22 protein-coding genes are annotated in these 21,391 nt (G+C 52.1%); 12 read left to right on the top strand and 10 right to left on the bottom strand.

Annotated elements, in window-relative coordinates:
- The first annotated feature begins 224 nt into the window (after positions 1-224).
- Positions 225-1,046 carry a histidine utilization repressor gene (gene hutC, locus HY879_25775; GenBank protein MBI5606755.1) on the top strand — a complete coding sequence of 274 codons (822 nt, stop codon included), beginning with the start codon at positions 225-227 and terminating at the stop codon, positions 1,044-1,046.
- A gap of 353 nt (positions 1,047-1,399) precedes the next feature.
- Here hutC and HY879_25780 read toward each other — a convergent pair whose 3' ends face one another.
- The 4 genes from HY879_25780 to HY879_25795 all read right to left on the bottom strand — a co-directional run bounded on the left by HY879_25780 (position 1,400) and on the right by HY879_25795 (position 2,450).
- Positions 1,400-1,606, bottom strand: a complete 207-nt coding sequence (locus HY879_25780; protein ID MBI5606756.1) for a hypothetical protein — start codon at positions 1,604-1,606, stop codon at positions 1,400-1,402.
- Positions 1,587-1,901, bottom strand: a complete 315-nt coding sequence (locus tag HY879_25785) for a PIN domain-containing protein (protein MBI5606757.1) — start codon at positions 1,899-1,901, stop codon at positions 1,587-1,589. The genes HY879_25780 and HY879_25785 overlap by 20 nt, the downstream gene beginning before the upstream one ends.
- Entirely contained in the window at positions 1,891-2,106 is a 216-nt protein-coding gene (locus HY879_25790; protein MBI5606758.1) for a type II toxin-antitoxin system MqsA family antitoxin, read from the bottom strand. The genes HY879_25785 and HY879_25790 overlap by 11 nt, the downstream gene beginning before the upstream one ends.
- A 65-nt stretch (positions 2,107-2,171) precedes the next feature.
- Positions 2,172-2,450 (bottom strand): type II toxin-antitoxin system ParD family antitoxin, encoded by a 279-nt coding sequence (locus HY879_25795; protein MBI5606759.1) that lies wholly within the window; start codon positions 2,448-2,450, stop codon positions 2,172-2,174.
- A 313-nt stretch (positions 2,451-2,763) separates the two neighbouring features.
- On the opposite strand from HY879_25795, the gene HY879_25800 reads away from it, so the two are divergent.
- Complete coding sequence (locus HY879_25800; GenBank protein MBI5606760.1) at positions 2,764-3,033, top strand: hypothetical protein; 270 nt, start codon at positions 2,764-2,766, stop codon at positions 3,031-3,033.
- A 47-nt stretch (positions 3,034-3,080) separates the two neighbouring features.
- On the opposite strand, the gene HY879_25805 is transcribed toward HY879_25800, so the two are convergent.
- The 3 genes from HY879_25805 to HY879_25815 form a co-directional block, all read right to left on the bottom strand.
- Complete coding sequence (locus HY879_25805) at positions 3,081-4,490, bottom strand: ATP-binding protein (GenBank protein MBI5606761.1); 1,410 nt, start codon at positions 4,488-4,490, stop codon at positions 3,081-3,083.
- A 277-nt stretch (positions 4,491-4,767) separates the two neighbouring features.
- On the bottom strand, positions 4,768-4,983 hold the full coding sequence (locus HY879_25810) for a hypothetical protein (GenBank protein ID MBI5606762.1): 216 nt from the start codon (positions 4,981-4,983) through the stop codon (positions 4,768-4,770).
- A 132-nt stretch (positions 4,984-5,115) separates the two neighbouring features.
- Complete coding sequence (locus HY879_25815) at positions 5,116-5,976, bottom strand: hypothetical protein (protein ID MBI5606763.1); 861 nt, start codon at positions 5,974-5,976, stop codon at positions 5,116-5,118.
- 518 nt (positions 5,977-6,494) lie between these two features.
- On the opposite strand from HY879_25815, the gene HY879_25820 reads away from it, so the two are divergent.
- Positions 6,495-7,181: a flavodoxin domain-containing protein gene (locus HY879_25820; protein MBI5606764.1), complete on the top strand. Its 687-nt coding sequence runs from the start codon at positions 6,495-6,497 to the stop codon at positions 7,179-7,181.
- A 260-nt stretch (positions 7,182-7,441) separates the two neighbouring features.
- Here the strand turns inward: HY879_25820 and tsaA are convergent, their stop codons facing one another.
- Entirely contained in the window at positions 7,442-7,858 is a 417-nt protein-coding gene (gene tsaA / locus HY879_25825; GenBank protein MBI5606765.1) for a tRNA (N6-threonylcarbamoyladenosine(37)-N6)-methyltransferase TrmO, read from the bottom strand.
- A complete protein-coding gene (locus HY879_25830; protein MBI5606766.1) occupies positions 7,858-10,989 on the bottom strand; it encodes a sigma 54-interacting transcriptional regulator in 3,132 nt (1,043 codons plus the stop codon). Before HY879_25830 ends, tsaA begins: the two co-directional genes overlap by 1 nt.
- 196 nt (positions 10,990-11,185) lie before the next feature.
- Between HY879_25830 and HY879_25835 the strand changes: the two genes are divergently transcribed.
- The 8 genes from HY879_25835 to HY879_25870 all read left to right on the top strand — a co-directional run bounded on the left by HY879_25835 (position 11,186) and on the right by HY879_25870 (position 19,695).
- Entirely contained in the window at positions 11,186-12,058 is an 873-nt protein-coding gene (locus HY879_25835; protein MBI5606767.1) for a branched-chain amino acid ABC transporter permease, read from the top strand.
- Positions 12,055-13,047 (top strand): branched-chain amino acid ABC transporter permease, encoded by a 993-nt coding sequence (locus HY879_25840; protein ID MBI5606768.1) that lies wholly within the window; start codon positions 12,055-12,057, stop codon positions 13,045-13,047. The genes HY879_25835 and HY879_25840 overlap by 4 nt, the downstream gene beginning before the upstream one ends.
- A gap of 7 nt (positions 13,048-13,054) precedes the next feature.
- Positions 13,055-13,816, top strand: coding sequence for an ABC transporter ATP-binding protein (locus HY879_25845; GenBank protein MBI5606769.1), 762 nt, complete (start codon positions 13,055-13,057; stop codon positions 13,814-13,816).
- A gap of 61 nt (positions 13,817-13,877) precedes the next feature.
- A complete protein-coding gene (locus tag HY879_25850; GenBank protein MBI5606770.1) occupies positions 13,878-14,585 on the top strand; it encodes an ABC transporter ATP-binding protein in 708 nt (235 codons plus the stop codon).
- A 42-nt stretch (positions 14,586-14,627) separates the two neighbouring features.
- Positions 14,628-15,818, top strand: a complete 1,191-nt coding sequence (locus tag HY879_25855; protein MBI5606771.1) for an ABC transporter substrate-binding protein — start codon at positions 14,628-14,630, stop codon at positions 15,816-15,818.
- Positions 15,819-15,844: 26 nt separating this feature from the next.
- Positions 15,845-16,486 carry a cobalamin B12-binding domain-containing protein gene (locus HY879_25860; GenBank protein MBI5606772.1) on the top strand — a complete coding sequence of 214 codons (642 nt, stop codon included), beginning with the start codon at positions 15,845-15,847 and terminating at the stop codon, positions 16,484-16,486.
- Complete coding sequence (locus HY879_25865; GenBank protein ID MBI5606773.1) at positions 16,483-17,730, top strand: hypothetical protein; 1,248 nt, start codon at positions 16,483-16,485, stop codon at positions 17,728-17,730. The genes HY879_25860 and HY879_25865 overlap by 4 nt, the downstream gene beginning before the upstream one ends.
- 312 nt (positions 17,731-18,042) lie before the next feature.
- The gene (locus tag HY879_25870) at positions 18,043-19,695 is read left to right on the top strand and encodes a sigma 54-interacting transcriptional regulator (protein MBI5606774.1); all 1,653 of its coding nucleotides are present in this window, start codon (positions 18,043-18,045) and stop codon (positions 19,693-19,695) included.
- A gap of 78 nt (positions 19,696-19,773) precedes the next feature.
- Here HY879_25870 and HY879_25875 read toward each other — a convergent pair whose 3' ends face one another.
- Positions 19,774-20,937 carry a Fic family protein gene (locus tag HY879_25875; GenBank protein MBI5606775.1) on the bottom strand — a complete coding sequence of 388 codons (1,164 nt, stop codon included), beginning with the start codon at positions 20,935-20,937 and terminating at the stop codon, positions 19,774-19,776.
- Positions 20,938-21,214: 277 nt separating this feature from the next.
- On the opposite strand from HY879_25875, the gene HY879_25880 reads away from it, so the two are divergent.
- Positions 21,215-21,391, top strand: a 177-nt coding sequence (locus HY879_25880; protein MBI5606776.1) for an antibiotic biosynthesis monooxygenase, incomplete at its 3' end; no start/stop codon positions are given.

Raw genomic sequence — 21,391 nt, forward strand, 5'->3', positions numbered from 1 at the left:
ACCTCCCGATGGAGCGAATAGCCGTCAGCCTGCAGCCATTTTCAGAGTTTTTCCTAAAAGCTGAAAGCTAATCGCTCTCATCCGGAATTGTTTTCTCCGGATGAGAATATTTTCAAATTGACATTCATCTATACATGTATATACTTCTATAACCGAAAAATCTCCGGTCTGTCAAATGAAAAGAGGACAGGAACCGAGGCTAAAAAAGAAAGCGGGTTTGAGCTATGTCCCAAAGATCTTCCATAACCCACCCCAAGGCAAATTATCGGCTATTCACCCAGGGCTCCGCGGGGGCGAAGAGAGAAGACCAGGCCCTTGGGCCGCACCCCCACTATCTTCGGGTAAAAAATTTCATCATCGACCATATCCGAAGCGGCCAATGGGGGGCGGAAACCAGGATCCCCTCGGAAAAAGAATTGGGAGAACATTTTCATATTTCCCGGATGACCGTCAACCGGGCCATCAGGGAACTGATGGCCGAAGGATTCGTCACCCGGCTTCAAGGGGTGGGCACCTTTGTGGCCAGGCGAAAACCTCAAGGGGCCTTGTTGGAGATTAAAAGTATTGCCGATGAGATCGCAGAAGGGGGAGGCCGGCACACCAGTCGGGTGCTGCTTTTGGCCCAGGAGACCGCTTCCAGTGAACTGGCCCGGGAGATGGGGCTGATCGAGGGGGCCGGGGTTTTCCATTCCATTATTGTCCATATAGACAACGGCCTGCCGGTGCAACTTTCCAACCGCTATGTCAACCCGGCCGTTGCCCCGGAATTTCTCCAACAGGACTTCACCACCATGACCCCCAGCGAATACCTGCTGCGGGTGGCCCCCTTGGAGGAGGCCGAACAGGTGGTCGAGGCGGCCATGCCCGATGCCTTCACCCGAAAGGCCCTGAAGATTCGGGCCGGGGAGCCTTGCCTGGTGCTTTACCGCCGCACCTGGTCTTTTGGGAAGGTGGCTACCCGGAGCCGTCTGATCTATCCCGGCTCCCGCTTTCGCCTGGGGGGCCGTTTCAATGCCTCTTTCAGCGTCCATCCGACCCTGGCCTGATCGCCGGTGGCCCGATGGAGTGCGATTCGGGAACGAGACATGCCAATCGACGGCCTTCCCCTTTCCTTAAAAAAATGACTGCTTTTCTTCACTTTTTATGTTTCGGCAAGAGTTAAGTCGGATTGATAGCATCCCCATTTTCTTTTTGACGAAGTCCCCGAATATAAAAATTGGAATTCAGAACGAATATGTTTCTAAAAGCGATAACGATTTTTCTAAAAGCGATCAATTTAAAAACATCGTATCTGAATCAATAATAGAATATCGGAGTGGTAAAACTGAAGATATGGATATATTATAACTTTGGATTCGAAAAGGACAAAGGCTTTTAAGGAGCTGTTTAACCGGGTAAGTTATTCTTTCCAATTAGCCCTGGCTCGTTTAAATATTTCATCAATGGTTTGACCTTCATAGAGACGACGAGAAATTTCTACGTAATCGGTTGGTTCACGATGAAACATAGTGAGAAACCTCAATGCAGCAGACGGACCCAGGGCCTTATTCAATGCTTCTATGCCCTTGAATTTAATTTCTGCATCGTCAAATTGTTGCGCTTTCATTTTTGTTAGCCTCCCTTATATAATCCACGGGATTCATGACCCCCATGGAAAGGTTCAATCGTTTTGCGCGTTTTATTAGTTCCTCGTCGCAGGTAAGAAAAAAAGTACATCCTGTGAAATGTGAACAGGCGAGATGTAACGCATCTTTCGAGGACAATCCTGCTTTGTCCTGAAAGTTCTTTGCAGCAGTGTATATTTCTTCTTTAGGGCCTATTCTTACTTTGCAAAGGGAGGAAAGGCGCAATATTTCCAACTTCCTCTCGATAAAGGGACACAGAACATTCTCACTCGGCACTTAGGTCTCCCTTTCCCCCACGCAACAGGGAAGCCTGAGCCTCGGTATACCGCCGGTAGCTCTCGGCATCCCAAACGCCTTCGCCGCAGGCCGGACAGAAATCACCATGCATTATGTGGAGTGTCAATGACTGGTTTCCATAAGAAAGAGTCTCATCTTGAGTTTTCGCCACCATCTTTGGATGACCGCAGGCTGGACATTTCATAGTTACCTCATTTCTCCTTAAACTGAATGACCGGCGGACGATCCCCTGAAATTTTCCCAAAATAATTATGAATCTTTGGTGCGGATATTTGCGCGAGCGGTCCGTTTCAAGCGGCCCTCTCGCTTGATATCTTCAGTATTCCAAGGCATCGGCTGGCCGCTATTTAGTCCGTCGTGGATATCCTGCCGTAACTGTTCGGGTTTGGCCGCTTGCAGGCGGTCTTGAGCTTCCATGAGGCGTAACGCCTCGCGAACCACCTCGCTGGCCGAGGTATAAAGTCCGGATGCCACTTTCTGCTTGACCATGTCCTCAAGGTGAGGAGTTAGGTTAACGTTCATCGTCATGGAACCCTCCGGTTTTTATTTTATAGCCATTTCGGAAACATCAGTATTGTCATAATATGTCAAAGTTTGCCATTTGTCAAATCGATCTTTATCGTCAAAATTAACTGGTTAAGAAAATAAACCGCTGGTCGTCTTTTAGTCAGGTGCTCCTGGCTTACTTCTTAATCGAAGTAAATGGCAGGCTTTCTGCTCGTAGATAATAAGGCATCAGACTTACCAGGCCCGCCCCCGCTCAAGCCCTTCCCACCTGCCGAACATGGATAAGCTACGGGAAAATTGAATCCACTTACTACTCGTTTAGAAAGGGGGTCCAGTGTCCGGAAGGCCGGAAATGGAGTTGGAATTTCTCGCACCTTGGACAAAAATAATCACCATCGGTGAGCGCGACTTGTTCATTCCGGGACTGGGGCAAATTCCAGGAGACAATGATTTTGGCGCCAGGCTTTTGGATCATTTTGGGATCGGCGTAAGGCACCGGCGCTTGGCCCGGAAAAGCCGGGCTTTCCAGCTTGTCGGACATGAGGTTCACCAGAACCAGGCCTTTCTTCTGGAGGCAATAGGCAGGAAATTTGCAATCCGGTAGGCCAAAAAATTACAAAAGGCTAAACTGATACAAAATTTAGAATTGGTTCAAATCATCCAGTGGGGCAACAGGACTATCTTTGTTTTTCCCTCTTCAATGATATCGGCATCAACGAAACGGCCCACCAGGATTCCGGTCTTCTCCTTTTCCTTTTGCAGAAAGCTTCGGAGCCCTTTCAGATGCCGGGTCTGGACCTTCTTGTCGCTTTTTACTTCCAGCGGAATCAGCCGGTCTGGGGTATAGATGACCAGATCAACTTCATCTTTGGATTTGGTCCGCCAATAATGGAGCCGTGCCGCCGGGTTCCATCGGGACAAATAGGTATTTAGCCGGTCAACCATGGCATTTTCCAGGGCGATACCGTATTGATTGAGTCGTTCCAATTGGGATAGTTCGGTCAGGCCCAGCAGAATGTTTCTTAGGCCCAGATCGGTGAAATAGACCTTGGGTGTTTTAAGAACTTCATTTCTGAGGTTCCTTGAATAAGTGGTTAGATTGATAATGATGAAGGTCTTTTCCAGGAGCATGGTGTATCGCTTTATGGTGTCCACGGTCACTTCAAGCTGTGTGGCGATGGTTGAATAGTTGAGAATGTCCCCCACCCGAGCGGCCATAAGCTCCATTACCTTCTGATAGACCCAGAGCTTGTCTTCCCTTACCAGGTTTCTTATGTCTTGCTCAAGATAGGTGTCCCGGTAGTTTCTCAGGAGGACCTGTTTTCTTTCCGGATCAGCGCTGAGGGCCACGGCTGGAAGACCGCCAAAGACCATGGTTTCATCGAGAAACCGAAGGATTTTCTGCTTGTGAGGCATCAATTGGGCCTGATGCTGTTTCAAGGCCTTTCGGTCGAAGGTCGCCTTCCCAAAAAGAAAATTTCGTATTCCGGATTTGTCCGGAGGCGGATAGCCATATCCTTTGAATATTTCGGTCTCGGAAAAGGGAAGAATTGACAATGACAGGACCCTTCCGGCGAGGCTTTCTTTTATCTGGGCCTTGAGCGTAAGAGAGGAAGAGCCTGTAAGGACCCACTTGACCGGCAGCCGCAGGTCGTACAAAGCCTTGATGTACTCCACGAATCCCGGAAGTTTCTGGACTTCATCAATAAAGATGTAGAGTCTGGTTTTCAGCTGCTCTATATCTTCTCCCAGAAATCGTTCCATGATACTGAGAAAATGGGCCGGGGATGCGGAAAGCTCCTGACGCAGGGAAAGGTCGTCCAGCGTGAAGTAGAATATCCTCTCCGGACCGATGCCTTTTTTCAGTAAGTCGGAAATAAGCTGAAGTACCAGGGTACTTTTCCCGGTTTGTCTCAGGCCAATAAGGGTCAGGATCTCTTTATCATTGAGGAAGCGGACCGCCAAATCATGGATGTCCCGTTCGACAATACCTGCCGGCAGACTGAAACCGCCGCTTTTCCAGGCATTGGTGCTATAAAACAGCCTTTCATCCAAAGTCATACACCTCTCGAAATTTTATTGAGATAATTTCGAGTGTAGTCTATAAAAAGGAGGAATGCAAGCCCAAAAAATCTCCCCCCGGCTTATGTCCATCCGACCATCGTCTGATCGCCGGTGGCCCGATGGAGTGCGATTCAGGGCCGAGTAGAGATCTGGCGCCGGGGAATATACGCCCTTTAATGCATGAGGAAATCCGGGGCCTAAGTGGATTGACTCCCTCTCCGGGGTTTGTTCCCTGTCGGAGAGAATCCTAAAGAAGAGAGGGCCAGGAAACGGTCTATTTTAAAAATTCAAAAGGATAATATCGATGCCCTATTTTGATCCGATAGGTCTCAAAATCATCACGGTCAATCGTGAATATCCGCTTCGTCCTTAATGTCTCTGCGGCCGCGACTAAAGAGGCATCCGCCAGATCCATCGGATGATCGGCGTATTTCTTCTTCAAATCAAAGGCCTGGAAAAGGGCACCATCATCCATAGACCAGATAGACAACCCTTCGAAATCCTAACCAGTAACCGGCCTCTCGGGATCGGATCGCTCTCTTCCCCGATCCGGTCACGGCCAATGCGATCTTGGACCGCCTGGCCCATCACGCCTACCGCAAGACGGTGGACTGGGTCGCTGCTATTTGTTATGTCTCCCATCCTTCGTTGCCTTCTTTTCCTTGATGTATTTACGCAACTTTCCCAATGTGGAAAGAGGTGGTTCAATATTCGTGGTACCATAGTCGTGGATTGTGCCTTTTTCAGTCTTCTTCGTATATGGCCCTATAATGTATTGTTTCCAATTTGAAATGTTGAAGTCATCAGTCAATGGCTTATTGCTGTTTCTTTCACCGTAGTTTGATAGTTGACCCGTGAAGTTCTTGGCAGTCTTCTTGCCTTGCTGCTCGGCAAATGAGAAAGCGATCTTGTAGTCTATGATGCCTTTGTCGTTCTTGAACAAATCGATCATCGCTTCCCATGGAGCATTATACGATCCTCCTGCACTTGCGGTTGTTACCTTGATGGGGTACTTCACTTCAGCTATCTTGGCCTGAATCGGAAAAGTGGCGCTCTGCGGACCTTTTTCTGATGCAAGGCCAATGAGCGTAAGGGCTAACTGCCGAAGCAGTGCAGGGCCATCAAGGATGTCGATTGCATAGTTCTCTTGCATTTGTATGTTTCTTGTGAGCAGGACTCGCCCTGCTATCAGTATAGCCTCGCCACTCGACCCGTCAACGGTAGGAACAAGACCATCAAGTTTTATGTGCATATCGTCGTTTTCCATAAGTTGTACGGTAAATGAAGGGTTTCCTTGAATCCCCTTTGGCTCCAGCTTCAGCGTGAAATCTCTTGCCGAATACCATTTAGAATTCCTGGCACACAGGTGCCCCTCGTGGACCCGGTGCTCAAACGATGATCCCGAGATCGCAGCCGTACAACAAAGAAATACTATAAATGTACAAAGAAACCATTCGATCAGAAACAATTGAGGTCTATGCATTTCTTTATCTCCTTCTACGGGATATCGATTGCCTTAACCAGTAGGGCCACAGATGTAGGAATAAAAAAAGGAAGAGCGTTATTTTCCCGTCTGGTTGAAGGCTGGGAAAGGGAACGTTGTCCATTCCATTCAGTTTTTTCGCTGCATTCAACCCCTTAATCTCCATGGCCACCCTGTTGTTCCAACCCCTCCATGACGAGCGACCTCAGTCACAGGAATCCCCAGTTCCAGATAAAAGTAAAAACAGATTTTCTTCCGGAGTTCCGATACGGCCCTTTTGGCGGCTCCCTGATAGTTCCCGTAGGGTAGGTGGAACGAAGTGCAAATCACCAATATCTTCCATACAATCCAAATTGTTGGGTTCCGTTTTCTCATTTTTATCACCTCTTTTACTCTTTTTTACATTTATTTTACAAATTTTTACAAGCCTAAAAAAGATTCTTTACATCTCTGAAATAAGATACGAGAAAAATTAAGCTGAAAATCCTTAGCCGCAGCACAAAGAAAGGAGAGGGAATATGGGGAAAATGACTCGAAGGGAATTTATCCTGAACAGTTCGATGATTGCCGGAGGAACCCTTGGAGGCCTGGCCATGGGGAGTGGGGTATTTACACCCCCCCAAGCCTTAAGTGCAGAAATTAAATTTCCGGAATCAAGCTGCCAGGCCAAAAAGAAAAGCAAAAAGAAAATCCTGATCGGCTATGCCAGTTTTTGCGGATCTACCGGCGAAGTGGCTGAGGCTTTAGGGCGGGAGTTGTGTCAACAAGGGGCCCAGGTTGATATACGAGTCCTAAAAAACGTTAGGGATATTTCTTCCTATGACGGAGCCGTCTTGGGCAGCTCGGTGCGTAGTGCGTCCTGGCTGCCCGAGGCTATTGAATTCGTGCAAAACAACCAGGAGAGGTTGAGCCGGATCCCGGTGGCCTTCTTTTTGACCTGCCTGGCCTTATATAAGGATACCGAGGAAAGTCGCAGGGTAGCCGGGAGTTATATGAATCCGGTTCTCAAATCTGCACCTTCCGTTCAACCGGTTGACCTGGGGTTATTTGCGGGGGTATTGGATTACAGTAAATTAACTATTATGTATCGCATGATCATGAAATCAAAAATGAAAGACCGGGGTGTACCGGAAGGTGACTTCCGAAACTGGGAGGCCATCCAGGCCTGGGCAAGGGCCATTTATCCTTCTTTGTCAGTCGGTTAGCGCCGAGCCCGGAATTCCACTCCAATGAAAGTTAATAAGGAAGAAATCGTTATAATCGTATTCATGCCGCCGGTAATTAAAGTCAACGGTATAACTTGCGAGATTGCAATCGATAGGTAAAGGCCCTTACTCTGGTACTTCAGGGGTCATCTGGGACTGATGGGGACCAAATAGTGCTGCGGTATCGCCGGATGCGGGGCTTGCACGGTCCATGTGGACGGCGAGCCGGTCCCGCAAATCCTGTCTAATAAACAAACGTATCATCGGTCATCTCCCCGCAGGAGTACAGGCTTGATATCAACGATTGGCGTCCCGTCGATGGCCTCCACCGGCGCAACCTTCAACCTGTTCCCGGAGACCTCCAAGACCGAAACCCGATGAAGCCCTACCGGGTTGGGACGATGGGGCGACCGGGTCGCAAACACGCCTCTTAACGGTGCCTCGGCCTTCCCGCGCGGGTGCACCTGAAGCAGGTCACGTCGGGCGCGATGAAACCAGGTTAGAACGATAAGCTCGTCGCCGGCCCTGATGCCGAGAAGTCCTTGGGCTACTCGATCCGTGAGCTCCAGCCAGGCTTCGGGAGCGCCTTCGTCACCCTGGAGGGGTGCCGCCTCGAGACTGGTCAACCCGGAGCGTATGATCCCGATTGGTTCGATGGTATAGCTCATTTCGATCATTATCCTTTACTCAGGCCGAGTTTCTTCATTCGGAAAAACAGGGTGGTCGGCTTCAAACCGAGTATGGCGGCGGCCCCGTTTCTGCCGCTGACTTTCCAGTGGGTGGCATTCAGGACCTTTTCCAGGTAGTCACGCTCCATCTCGGCCAGGGGCATCAGCCCGGTCGGCCCGGTTAAATCCCTCTGGGCCGGGACATGGTCCAGACCGGAAAAGCCGATCCGAGGGCCGTCGGACAAAATGACCGCCCTTTCGATGAAATGTTTTAATTCCCGCACATTGCCCGGCCAATGATATTCGACCAGCTTTTTTAATTCTTCCCTGGGGATCCGTTTGACCTCTTTACCCATCTGTTGGCAGAACTGGTTAAGAAAATGCCGGGCCAGCAGGGGGATGTCTTCCTGACGTTCTCTTAAAGGGGGAACCCGGATGGGAAATACATTTAACCGATAATAGAGGTCTTCCCGGAAGCTTCCTTCTTCGACCTGATTGACCAGATCCTTATTGGTGGCGGCCACCACCCGGAAATCGGACTTTACCTGTCGGCTGCTTCCCAGCCGTTCAAAGGTGCCTTCCTGCAGGACCCTCAATAACTTTACCTGAACCTGGGCGGAGAGGTCTCCGATTTCATCCAGAAAAATGGTCCCGTGGTCCGCCAGTTCAAAACGCCCCCTGTGTCTCCCATAAGCCCCGGTAAAGGCCCCTTTCTCATGACCGAATAGTTCACTGGCCACCAAATCCGGGGGAAGGGTCACCAGGTTGACCGGAATGAAAGGCCCGTCTTTTCTCCCGCTCATATTATGAATGGCCTTGGCCACCAGCTCTTTCCCCACGCCGGTTTCACCCAAAATTAAAACCGAACTATCCGTGGGGGCCACCTGGCGTATCTGTTCGACAACCCGGCCCAGCGGGTCCGAATGTCCGATGAGGGCCTCAACCGGATTGGCAATCCCCATCTCGCGCCGGTAGAAGGTGGTCTCGTCCTCCAGGCGATCCCGGCGCACCTTCATCTCATCGTACATTCGGATGTTGGAGAGGCCTACGGCGATCTGGTTGCTGATGAGTCGTACCAGCGGAAGGTTGTCGGCCGGAAAGGGCTTTAGCCCGAGACGGTTGTCCAGGTAGAGGTACCCGTGGGTTTGGTCGGCCAGTCGGACCGGCAGACAGATGAGGGAATGAATACCCGCCTCCCGGAGGGAGGTCTCGGAAAGATGGAATTCCGGGCTTAGCTCCGGCAGAACCGCTTCCCGGCCCAGCCGCGCCACTTCCCTTACGACTCCCAGGAGACCGGTGACCTGCTCCTGCCGGAGGATGGCAGGGTCCAGATTCCGGCTGGCGGTCAGTGTGAGTTCCCCTCCCGGGCCATGGGTGAAAAAAGCGCCACGCATGGCCATCGTCAAATCCAGGGCCAGATTGATGCCCCGTTCCAGAAAAGAAGACAGGTCCTGCAGGGTTCCGAGGGATTCGTTGATTTCGATGATCCGGTCGATCATCACTTCCATCTTTTGCTCCTGGGGCATGATCGCCAGCAGATCTTTGGGAAAGAGGCTCTGGTCTACATTGGAAAAGAACCGCCAGGCCTTTCCCAGAAAAGTCTGGGCCGGTTTCATCTCGCCCTTCTTGAAGTAGAGATTCCCCAGTGCGATCCGCGTGCGGGCCAGTTCAATTTCCGCCCCCGATTGATTGAGATATTTTTCGCTCTTTTTTAAGTCGGCCAGGACCCGGCTCAGGGGTTGTTGTTTTTCCAAAAGGCGCAAGGCCCGATAGCGATAGGACACTCCTTTCATGTAAATATCGTCCCAGTTGAGCATCCTTTTTATTTCATTCCGGTAATTCCATTCGGCATGGACAAAGCCCCTCGACTCCAGCACCTCCAGCAACTCGAAGTTCCAGGCGCCGTTCTGATGCAACCAGCCCACAAACCGGGAATGGTCCACCGCCCGTTTCAGGTGTTCAAAAGCACCGTCATAGTCTCCCCGCATGCAGCGGATGTAGCCTTTACAGGCCTCTACCGGCCAGAGGATATAATGCCCTACCTGTTCCGGTGGAAGGGCGGACAGACGGTCCAGATACCCCTCGGCTTCGGTCGTCTTCCGCAGTTCAAAAAGGGCGATAAGGGTCATCAAATCCGAAAAAATGGCCATCTGCGGCAGGCGGAGCAGTTCGGCCTTGGCCCGGACGGTATCGATCATACCCATGCCCCGGGCAATGCGACCGCAGCGCACATAGCATAAGCCCACCCGGGCCGTGGCCCTCAAGGTGGCCTCGTCATCGCCGAATTCTTCCAGGTCCTCGACCACTTCTTCGTAGCGGCGGACCACTTCGGCGAATTTTCCCTTCCAGTGGAGAAATTCACTCATCATCAAAGTGGCCATTTTCAACATACGGGCCTCTCCGACCTTTTCGGCCAGTTTCCAGAAATCGCTCATATAGCGGAAGGCCTTCTTGTTCTGACCGGCCGCCTGAAGATCGAAGCCCAGGGCCAGTTTGATCTTGGGCAGGTAGTCCCAGCGCTGGAAACGTTTAGCCGCCTTCTCGGCCCGGCTGAGCAAGGCCACCTGTTCCGGGATGGTCATCAGGTGTTTGGCGGAGGAAATTTTTCCGAGGACGCTGTCTAAAAAATCCCCGGCGTTTTCTTCGGTTACCGGCTGACCCTGAAATTTTTTCAGGAGTACCTCGTAGTAAGCCAGGGCCTGGTCTTTCTGCCCGGTAAGACACAGGATGTCGGCGGCCTTTTTTATCAACTGCCCGCCTTGGGCGACATCTCCAAGTTTGTGGTACAATTCGGCCAAAATCAGAGTCTTGGTTTCTCCTTCCTCCAGGGTGCGGGTATAATATTCGATCAGGCGCTTGACGGCCGGCCGGCTTTCTTCATCGACTGCCTCTTCCCGGACCCGATTAGTCAGTCGATCCAGGTTGGGGAAATAAATCCCTTTGGGAGTTCCTCTTTTTCGGAACACCAGTCCTTTCTTTTGCAGGCCCTCCAGGACATTCAATACCGGCAGGGCAGGAGCGCCGGTCAGGGCGCACAGGGTATCAATGGAAACTGGGGGTTGGGTGTGAAGGAGATATAAAAGGAGGTCTTTTTCAACAGCATTCCAGTTTTCTATCCGTATTGTGTCCAATTCTATCATCTTTTTTTCCAATCCGATAAATCAAATCAAATAAAAAATACAATATACTGTAAAAATTATATTATATTGTAATAAAAAATCAATAAAAAGACGAAAAAATTAAAAAATTTATTAAATTTAATAAGTTATATTAATGGCATCAAGATTGAATATTATATCCAATTGTGAAACCATCATTAATCATAATGAAAAATTTATGACTCTTTTCTCCCAAATCCTCCAATATGCCATTTCCGGAATAACCGGCGGCAGCATCTATGCCGTTCTCGGGATCTGCTGGAGCGTGGTCTATCTACTCACCCGGGTGCGGCCCGTCACCACCGGCGAGTTCGTGATGCTGGGCGGGATGTGGACCTGGGGCTTTCATGGTGCGGGTCTGGGGCTGTTGCCGGCTTCTCTGCTGGCGGTGGCCGCCACCGTCGCTATCGCCGTCCTCATGGAACGAACGGCCATACGACCGGTGAGACAGCCTTCGGAAATGGTCTATATGATGCTGACCATCGCCCTGGCTTCCATCCTCAAAGGCCTGATACTGCTCCAATGGGGCTCGGAAACCCGGAAAATAGAGCCCATGTTCGGCAATACCCCCCTTCATCTGCTGGGAGCCACCCTGACCCCTCAGGGTATCGTGGTCTTCGCCTTCCTGGGGATCGTCACCGCCGGACTCTCCTGGTTTCTTAACTATACCTTGTTCGGTAAGGCGCTCCGGGCTTCGGCCGTCAACCCTACCGGGGCCAAACTGATGGGCATTGACATCAGCCGTTTCCGGCTTTTCTGTTTCGGGCTGGCCGGAGGATTGGGGGCCCTGACCGGCATTATCACCGCCCCGATCACCTTTACGGGTTATGAAATCGGGCTGTTAAATGGATTGAAGGGGCTGGTCGCCGCCATTGTGGGCGGTTGGACGATCATCGGTACGGTCCTGGCCGCTCTGGCCCTGGGGTTGCTGGAAGGATTTTGCGCCGGTTTCATCTCTGCCAGCTTAAAGGATGTATTTTCCCTTCTGGTAATGGTGCTTTTCCTGGTTCTCAGCACCTACCGGCTGCGTTTTCGGAGAAAGGTCCAATGACCCCGGCTTCACGATTTCCTCTTCCTTTCCTGGTCTTTGCCCTGGCTGTTTTCCTGCTGCCCCTTTTGGTATCCGGCTCCTACGTCATCGGGGTCATGTGTTTTGTCGCTATTTACGGAGCCTTGGCTCTGGGGAAAGGCGTGCTCCTGGAACAGGCCGGAATTTTCTCCCTGGCCCATCCCACCTGGTTCGGACTCGGTGCCTACGTGACGGGTATCGCTGCCGTGAAAGGTGTCCCTCCCCTGGGGGCCATCATTCTGGCCGCTGTGTTCGTAGCCTGCGTTGCCTTTATTTTAGGCGCACCGTTGCTTAGACTCAAAGGATATTACCTGGCCTGTGCCACTTTCTCACTCTTGTTGATCGTCGAGATCATCATCGCCAACCTGGGATCGCTGACCGGCGGCCATGACGGTCTCATGGGCATCCCGCCGCTGTCCGTCTGGGGTCTGGCCCTGGAGGGGGATCGCCCTTTTTATTTCCTGTCCTGGGGGCTCTGTCTGGGAACCTACTGGTTTCTTAACAACCTGATGCACTCCCGGATGGGCCGGGCCATCATCTCCTTCAACGACAGTGAAACGGCCAGCCGTTGCCTGGGGATCAACGTGGCGGCTTATAAACTCCGGTTGTTCATCATCACCGCCATTATGGCCAGTCTGGCGGGCAGTCTCTTCTGTTTCTGGATTCGTTATATCATGCCGGCACTTTTCGGGTTTCCGCTGCTGGTGGAGTTGATCACCATGATCATCATCGGTGGCGGGAAAACCCTTTACGGCCCTCTACTCGGGAGTTTGGTAGTCATGTGGCTCCGGGAGCTGATCCATACCTACCTGGGGAAAGTGTTGCCGGTCATGACGGCCGAAGTGGACGCCCTCTTTTTCGGGATCATCATCGTGGTTATTCTTATTTTTATGCCCGGCGGGCTGGCCGGGTGGCTGGAACGGTTGAGCCCGGCCGGAAGGAGGTCCCGTGCACGGATCAACCCCTCCTGAAGGCTGGTTGGCGATAAAGGAAATCAGCCGGCACTTTGGCGGTATTTTAGCCTTGAACCGGGTTTCCTTCCAATTGGATCGGGGCGGTATTACTTCCTTGATCGGGCCTAACGGGGCCGGAAAAACGACTTTAATTAATGTCATCGCCGGTCTCTATCCGGCGGACCGCGGTCGAATCCATTTTCAGGGAGAAAATATCGCCGGTCTGGCGGCCCATAGTATTGCCGCCCGGGGCATAGGCCGGACCTTTCAACTGGAAGAGCTCTTCGGCAGCCTCTCTGTCCTGGAAAATGTCATGGTGGGCGGCCATGTGCGCAGCCGCTCCGGCATGGTGTCCTGCGGCCTGGCTTTGCCTTCGGCCCGGAAAGAGGAAAAACAGGCAAGGGAGGCCGCCCTGGCCAATCTGCAGTTGATCGGCCTGGAACACAAGGCCGAGGACCCGATTGCCAGACTGCCCCTGGGTGAACGAAAACTGGTTGGGGTGGCCCGGGCGCTGAATATGGACCCTCGATTTCTCATGCTGGATGAACCGGTAGGCGGTCTGGCGGCCCACGAGATCAGTAAACTGGTTGATCTGATTTATAAGCTCCAGTCTGAAGGGCTGACCATCTTCATCGTGGAGCACAATATGCCTTTTGTCATGTCTCTTTCGGAAAAAATCCTGGTGCTTGACGGCGGTTCCCTGATCGCCGAAGGACTTCCGGAGGAAATCAGGCGGAACGAAGCGGTGATCAATGCCTATCTGGGCGAGGAGGTGACCGTTGCCTGAACGGCCGGTTTCCGGAACAATATCGGGTTCCCCGGAAAACGCCGGGGTGGATCGACTCCGGCTGGAAAAGGTTTCCACCTTTTACGGGGAAGCCCAGGTCTTGAAAGAGATTTCCCTGACCGCCCGGGCGAGACAGATCGTGGCTATCCTGGGGAGCAACGGCGCCGGGAAAACCACCCTGCTTAAAACCCTTACGGGATTGCTGGTACCCCGGTCCGGGAGAATCCTTTTTGAGGGCCGGCCCATTGAAGGTCTGCCGGCTCATCGGGTCATTGCCCAGGGGATCGCCAGCGTTCCCGAGGGGCGGGAACTATTCGGCTCCCTGAGCGTGATGGATAATCTGCTGATCGGTACTTACTCCCTGACCGCCGAAAGAAGGAAAGAAGCTCTGGCCGATCGCCTGAAAATGGTCTTCACCCTTTTTCCCATCCTGCAGGAACGGGTCAGGCAGAAAGCCGAAACCCTATCCGGCGGCCAACAGCAGATGCTGGCCATCGGGAGAGCGCTGATGGCCATGCCGAAGCTGCTGGCTCTGGATGAACCTTCGCTGGGGCTTTCGCCCCTGCTGGTGGCGGAGATGATGCGGGTCCTGAAAGAAATTGCCCGGCAAGGGGATATCTCCCTGTTGCTGGTGGAACAGAATGCCCGGGCGGCCTTGAAGATTGCCGACTATGTTTATGTCCTGGAAAGGGGGGAGTTGGTATTGAGCGGGACGACCCTGGAAGTGATTGAGAGTCCGGTCATCCAATCCGCCTATCTGGGCGGATAATAGCTGAACAAATTCGGATAACCAAAATTAAGGAGGAGCATTATGAAACGCATGTTTGGTACAATCTTGGTTTTGTTGTTGGCAACGGTCGGCTTCCTGCCCGGCTACAGCCAGGCGGAGAAAGCCCCCTACCTCATCGGCGGCACTCTGGATATGACCGGCCGTCAGTCCAACCTGGGAATCGGCGGAAAACGGGGCATGGAGATCGCCGTGGATACGATCAATGCCGCCGGCGGTGTAAACGGTCGGCAACTGAAGGTGATTTATTATGATACGGAAAGCGAACCGGCCAAAGCGGTCATTCACACTAAACGATTGATCGAAGTGGACAAAGTTGTCCTGCTCGGCGGTTATAGTTCTTCCGGCGCCGCCATGGCAGTGCTGCAGACCATCGAATCCAGCAAAACCCCGATGATCGCCGCCACCCCCATAGACAAGCTCTGGATCCCCACCAAGAAGTGGGTCTTCAACGTCGTGCCCCGGCAGCGGGAGGCCTCCATCCCCGTGTTGTTGGATAACCTGCTGCAGCGGGGGGCCAAGAAAATCGCCTACTTGTACATCGACACGGCCTACGGCCTGGCCGGAAAGGAAGTCTTCGATTGGGCGGTCAAAGAGCTGAAAATCACCCCGGCCGTGGTAGAGAAATACGCCCCGGGAAGTACCGATATGAGTCCCCAGATCACGCACCTTAAAGCCGCCGGAGTGGACGGACTGCTGATTACCGGAAACGTCCCCGATACGGTGGTTGTGATCAAGAACGCCCGGGACCAGGGGTTCAACCATCCCATCGTCAGCGATTATGCCATTGTCAGCCCCGAGTTCATCGACCTGGCCGGGAAATACGCTGAAGGGATCGTCAGCACCTCCCTTAAAACCCTGATCGCCCAGGACCTGCCGGCCAAAGACGTCCAGAAAAAAGTGGCCATGGATTTGTATACCAAATATACCAGGCTCCACGGGGCCTTCAGCCTCTATGCCGGCCACCCCTGGGATCAGATCTATTTGACGACCGAAGCCTTGAAAAAAGTGGACCCCAAGCTGGATCCCGCCGTTCCTGCGGATTTGATTAAAATCCGGGAACAGCTTCGGGACAACCTGGAAAAAATTAAGGGCTTTGTCGGTCAAAATGGCGTCTTCAATTATTCGCCGGAAAATCATAACGGCCTGGGGCCTAAATGTTATGTGCCGGTCGTTATCGAGAAAGCTGCCTGGAAACTTTATAAGGGAAAATGAAAAATAGCTGATTAAGGAGAAATTTAATGGGTAAAAAACGGTTAATAGATCTCATGGCCGACCTGAAGGAAGGGGAGGTATATGCCCTGGTCGAAGAATTGATCAACAGCGGGACCGACCCCCTGAAAATCCTGGACGATGCACGCTCGGCCATGGAGATCGTGGGCAAGCGTTTTGAAACCGAGGAATACTTTATCCCCGACCTCGTCCTGGCCGGGGAGATCCTTAAGGTCATCTCGGACAGAGTCAAGCCCTTTCTTAAAACAGAAGACGATTTACAAAAAAAGGGCAAGGTCTTGATCGGCACCGTGGCCGGAGACATTCACGACATCGGAAAAGATATCGTCACCTTTATGTTGGATGTCGGCGGCTTTGAGGTTCTTGATCTCGGCATCAATGTGCCGGTTCCGGTCTTTGTTGAAAAAATAAAAGAATTCCAACCGAGGGTAGTCGGTTTGAGCGGTTTTCTCACCCTGGCCTTCGATTCAATGAAGAAAACCGTGGAGGCCATAGAAGAGGCCGGGCTGCGGGATCAGATAAAGATCATGATCGGCGGCGGTCAGATGGATGATGAGGTCAGGAAATACGCCCGGGCCGATGCCTATGGGAAGGACGCCGCTGCCGCCGTAAATCTCTGTAAGCAATGGATCGGAGGACAAGCATCATGAAAACCCCGGAAGAACTTTATCAGCAACGGGAAAAGCGGGTCCAGGATGCCATCGCCCTGCGCGTCCCGGACCGGGTGCCTATTCTGGTCCTTTTTGCTTTTTTCCCGGCCAAGTACTGCGGGATGACCATTCAGGAATTGATGTACGACCCGGAAAAGATTTTTCAGGCCGAGTGGAAGACCATGATCGATTTTGAGCCGGATATGGACAATAATCCATTCGGGATCAGGCTACTAGGCCCCCTCCTGGAAACTCTGGATTTCAAGCCCTTGAAATGGCCCGGTCACGGGGTGGCCGCCAACCACACCTACCAGTATATTGAGGGGGAGTACATGAAGGCGGAGGAATACGATCATTTCCTTCTGGACCCCACTGACTTCATGATCCGGAGGTTCTGGCCCCGCATCATGGGTGGTTTGAGCGGGTTGCAGCAGCTTCCCCCCCTCCACAACATTATCAGCTATTACCTGGGGATGCCTATGGGCTTTCGTGGATTTACCCAGCCGGAGGTCAAAGAGGCACTGGAAACCCTGGTGAAGGCCGGTGAAAAATCGTTGGAGATCGCCGCCTACTCCATGCGGTTTAGCAAGGAGGCCCGGGAGGCGGGTTTCCCCATGCAGTATGGGGCATTGTGTCAAGCCCCCTTCGACACCTTGACCGATTTCTTCCGGGGTATGAAGGGCGCCATGCTGGACCTGTATCGGAGGCCCGAGAAGGTTATTCAAGCCTGCGAGAAGCTGTTACCCTTTATGATCGAGATGGCCTTAAACGGCACCCGGGCCAGCGGAAACCCCCGGGTCTTTATCCCCATCCACTGGGGATTGGATAACTTCATGTCCCGGGAGCAGTTCAACCGGTTCTTCTGGCCCACCCTCCGGGACCTGATGGTAACCCTGATCCATGAAGGATTGAACCCCTGCCCCTTGTGGGAAGGCAACTGCACTACCCGGCTGGAGACCATCAAGGACATCCCTGCCGGTAAGGCCTGCTATGCCTTTGAAGCCACCGATATGGTCAAGGCCAAGGAAATCCTGGGCGGCACGGTCTGCATTCGGGGAAATGTTCCGCTGTCCATCATAGCTACCGGCACCCCGGACCAGGTCCGGGCCTGTTGCAAAAAATTGATCGATACGGTGGCCCAGGGAGGCGGCTATATCATGGACACCTCCACCGGCCTGGACGACGCCAAACCGGAAAATGTGAAGGCCTTGATTGATTTTACCCGGGAATACGGGGTGTATTAGATTCGAAAAGAGCGCAATCGACGATGCCGCCCGGATGAAACCGTTTATCCTGGCCGTGGATCTCATGCTGGGCCGGGATTCCACGGCCAGGTCCTATACGAATCACAACCGAAAGCTGAAACAGGAATTTAAGACTCTCTCCGTGAGTTCAAAACCCGATTCTATTTTTCGAAACAACCCATATCGTTACTGGCCTTATCTGTTCCCGGAAGAAAATTCGAATTTGCAGTTTTTCGCAAAGACCATTATAATAAAATCTTTCAAAGAATATTTGAAAATTGAAAATCCGGAAAAGATCAGACAGGGATCCAGGTGAAAGAAACCCCCAAAACAAAACAGCAACGCCTTTTGGAAATAGAAAGACTTCGCAAGAAGCCGGAGGCTACGGAGCGCCGGATACAAGACCGGACCGATCAGAGGCAATCGGAAGAGGCGCTGAAAATTTCTGAAACACGTTACCGGCGTCTCTTCGAAACAGCCCAGGACGGCATATTAATCCTCGATGCCGAGACAGGGCAAATTTCGGATGTTAATCCATTTCTGGTAGAAATTCTGGGTTATTCCTATGAGGATTTCTTAGGGAAAAAACTTTGGGAAATCGGTCCCTTTAAAAATATGGAAGCCTCGAAAGCCGCCTTTTCGGAATTGCAGAGCGAAGGATATGTCCGGTTCGAGGATTTACCCCTGGAGACGAAAGAGGGACACCCGATTGCCGTGGAATTTGTCAGTAATGTCTATCTGGTCAATCATCAAAAAGTGATTCAGTGTAATATCCGCGATATCACCGAACGGAAACGTCTGGCCGAGGCCTTGCAAAAAGCCCATAACGAACTGGAACGACGGGTGGAAGAACGGACCATCGAACTTCGGACCGCCAACGAACAACTGGGGCATGAGATTGAAGAACATCGCCTGTCCGAGGAATCCCTGCGCACGGCCCTTTTTGAAATCAAGACCTTGAAAGACCAATTAGAGACCGAGAATATCTACTTCCGTCAACAGTCCAAAATGAAACATCAATTCGACCATATTCTCGGTCAAAGCGATGGCATTAAATATGTTCTTTACCGGGCGGAACAGGTCGCTCCTCAGAACACAACGGTTCTCATCCTCGGTGAGACCGGTACGGGAAAGGAACTGATCGCCGCCGTCATCCACAGCCTGAGCCCCCGCCAGGATCGGCCGCTGATCACCGTCAACTGTGCCGCCCTGCCGGCCAATTTAATAGAGAGCGAATTGTTCGGCCGGGAGAAAGGGGCCTTTACCGGGGCCGATACCCGCCAGGTAGGCCGATTCGAGGTCGCCCACGGCTCAACCCTTTGCTTAGATGAGATAGGGGAACTACCGCTGGAGTTGCAGGCCAAACTGCTCCGGGTGATCCAGCATAACGAGTTTGAGCGCCTGGGCTCATCCCAGACCATTAAAGTCGACGTGCGAATCGTGGCCACGACCAACCGAAATCTTGAAGAGGAGGTCCGCAAGGGCCGGTTTCGGCAGGACCTTTACTATCGGCTCAACGTCTTCCCCATCACGGTCCCTCCCTTACGGCAGCGCCGGGAAGACATACCGATCCTGGTCCAGGCATTCACGGAACGATATGCCAGAAAATTAGGGAAGCAGATTACCTCCATCCAGAAGGAAACGATGAAGGCCCTCCAGGATTACCCCTGGCCCGGGAACATCCGGGAGTTGGAAAGTATCATTGAACGGGCCGTGATCTTGTGCCCCGGGCCGGTATTGCAATTGGCGGATAAACTGGAGATTCCATCCCTTCCCTTTCCGGCCGGCATGAATACCCTGGAAGAGGTGGAGCGAAACCAAATCGTTAAGACCCTATCGGAAACCCGCTGGCGCATCGAGGGAAAAGACGGGGCCGCGGTCATCCTGGGCCTCCACCCGAGCACCTTGAGGGCCAGGATGCATAAGCTCGGGATAGTTCGTCCGGAGATCAAAGAGTCGGATTAAGCGGTCCGGCATCCCTATGCGGACAGGACCTGGTCCACCTGGTTGATCGCGGCAACCAAACCTTCAAGGCTGATATCTTCAAAGAAGCTCCGTTCCTTCATTCATCACATCGATAAACTTTCGATACGCGTATACCCGGTTTCTATTCCTGCCCGTGATTTCCCGGACCATCCCGGCATCCTCCAGAGCCTTCAGGGTCTTGTTGACCGTGTTTGGAACCAGCCCGGTAGATTGACAAAGTCTGGCGGCATCCGCTAACGGCCTTTGCATAAGACTCTGGTGGACCATCAGGGCTGATCCTGCGATGCGACCCAGACCACGCACGGCAACCCTGTCTTCTTCGGCCAACCGGATCAGTCTCTTGGCTGTTTCTGCTGATTGCTCCGCCGTTAAAAGGATCGCTTTGGCAAAAAAAGAAAGCCAGCCTTCCCAATCGTTTTCAAGCCTGGTTTTCTGAAGCAGGTCGTAATATTCATCCCGGTGGTTTTTGAAATAAAGACTCAGGTAGAGCAGGGGTTCATGCAGGATAGCGTCATTACAAAGTATGAGCGTAATCAGCAGTCTGCCAAGCCGTCCATTCCCATCCAGAAAGGGATGTATGGTCTCGAACTGGGCGTGGGTCAGCGCTGCTTTCTCCAGGGTACTAATTTTCCCCCGTTCATTATTGTAGAAAAGCTCCAACTCTCCCATGCACCCCTGAACAGCATCCGGTGGAGGAGGTACATAGACTGCGTTGCCCGGGCGTGTTCCGCCAATCCAGTTCTGGCTCCGCCTGAATTCTCCGGGATCTTTTCTGCTGCCCCGGCCGCTTTTTAAAAGAATGGCATGGATTTCCTTCAATAAGCGGTTGGAAAGGGGGAAGCCTGATCGGATTTTGTCCAAACCATAGGTCAGAGCTGCCACATAGCACGAAACCTCTTCTACGTCATCTATAGGAACGCCCGGCACGGCTTCCATCTCAAAAAGAAGGAGGTCCGACAGGGACGACTGAGTTCCTTCGATCTGTGAGGATAAAACCGCTTCTTTTCTGATATACATGTACAGAAGCAGGTTCGTATCGGGCAGATAAGCAGAGGCGCTATCCAGCCGCCCCAGGGCGATAAGAGCCCGATCCAACTCATCCCGAAGCTCCGGTGATATTTTCAGTGGAGGATCAGGAGGCAACGGATCGGGTATGAATGCCCGTACCGGCTCCCCCGCCGTGCTTACGGTCCGGTATCGCCCCATTGACCTTCTTTTCATTTTTTCCTCCGACCCTTATGTAATAGGGTTAATGCATTTTCTGTATTTACCAATTTAACTATTGCACGAATATGCCATAATGTGCAATAAGAAAATTATTTCTAATCCTCAAAAATTCCCTCCATATATGGAGGTTCCACCAAATATGGAGGCTCCTCCTATCGTTTTAACCTTCCACCCTATTCTCTCCTCTTAATAAAACCCTGCGATATCAGACCTGATTCCAAGATTTTTCTTTTTTCGGAATTTTGGCTACTCCTTTGCATTAACTTTTTTTATGATTCTGGTCGTCATACGCATGAAGGTTCTTCCCGAGAAGCACCTGGAGCTGTCACAAACGATAGCTTTATTGATCGGATCCATACGGACCGAAAAGGGCTGCCTGCGCTGTGACTGTTGCCAGAATGTGGATAACGAAAATGAACTCTGTCTTCTTGAGGAATGGGATACCCAG

Source organism: Deltaproteobacteria bacterium, assembly GCA_016219225.1.
Taxonomy (GTDB): Bacteria; Desulfobacterota; RBG-13-43-22; order RBG-13-43-22; family RBG-13-43-22; genus RBG-13-43-22.

What these genes read in the sequence shown, in the direction of transcription:
- hutC (MBI5606755.1), top strand. Translation starts at nt 225, where the DNA reads ATGTCCCAAAGATCTTCCATAACCCACCCCAAGGCAAATTATCGGCTA.
- HY879_25780 (MBI5606756.1), bottom strand. Translation starts at nt 1,606, where the DNA reads ATGAAAGCGCAACAATTTGACGATGCAGAAATTAAATTCAAGGGCATA.
- HY879_25790 (MBI5606758.1), bottom strand. Translation starts at nt 2,106, where the DNA reads ATGAAATGTCCAGCCTGCGGTCATCCAAAGATGGTGGCGAAAACTCAA.
- HY879_25795 (MBI5606759.1), bottom strand. Translation starts at nt 2,450, where the DNA reads ATGACGATGAACGTTAACCTAACTCCTCACCTTGAGGACATGGTCAAG.
- HY879_25805 (MBI5606761.1), bottom strand. Translation starts at nt 4,490, where the DNA reads ATGACTTTGGATGAAAGGCTGTTTTATAGCACCAATGCCTGGAAAAGC.
- HY879_25815 (MBI5606763.1), bottom strand. Translation starts at nt 5,976, where the DNA reads ATGCATAGACCTCAATTGTTTCTGATCGAATGGTTTCTTTGTACATTT.
- HY879_25820 (MBI5606764.1), top strand. Translation starts at nt 6,495, where the DNA reads ATGGGGAAAATGACTCGAAGGGAATTTATCCTGAACAGTTCGATGATT.
- tsaA (MBI5606765.1), bottom strand. Translation starts at nt 7,858, where the DNA reads ATGATCGAAATGAGCTATACCATCGAACCAATCGGGATCATACGCTCC.
- HY879_25830 (MBI5606766.1), bottom strand. Translation starts at nt 10,989, where the DNA reads ATGATAGAATTGGACACAATACGGATAGAAAACTGGAATGCTGTTGAA.
- HY879_25835 (MBI5606767.1), top strand. Translation starts at nt 11,186, where the DNA reads ATGACTCTTTTCTCCCAAATCCTCCAATATGCCATTTCCGGAATAACC.
- HY879_25840 (MBI5606768.1), top strand. Translation starts at nt 12,055, where the DNA reads ATGACCCCGGCTTCACGATTTCCTCTTCCTTTCCTGGTCTTTGCCCTG.
- HY879_25855 (MBI5606771.1), top strand. Translation starts at nt 14,628, where the DNA reads ATGAAACGCATGTTTGGTACAATCTTGGTTTTGTTGTTGGCAACGGTC.
- HY879_25860 (MBI5606772.1), top strand. Translation starts at nt 15,845, where the DNA reads ATGGGTAAAAAACGGTTAATAGATCTCATGGCCGACCTGAAGGAAGGG.
- HY879_25865 (MBI5606773.1), top strand. Translation starts at nt 16,483, where the DNA reads ATGAAAACCCCGGAAGAACTTTATCAGCAACGGGAAAAGCGGGTCCAG.
- HY879_25875 (MBI5606775.1), bottom strand. Translation starts at nt 20,937, where the DNA reads ATGAAAAGAAGGTCAATGGGGCGATACCGGACCGTAAGCACGGCGGGG.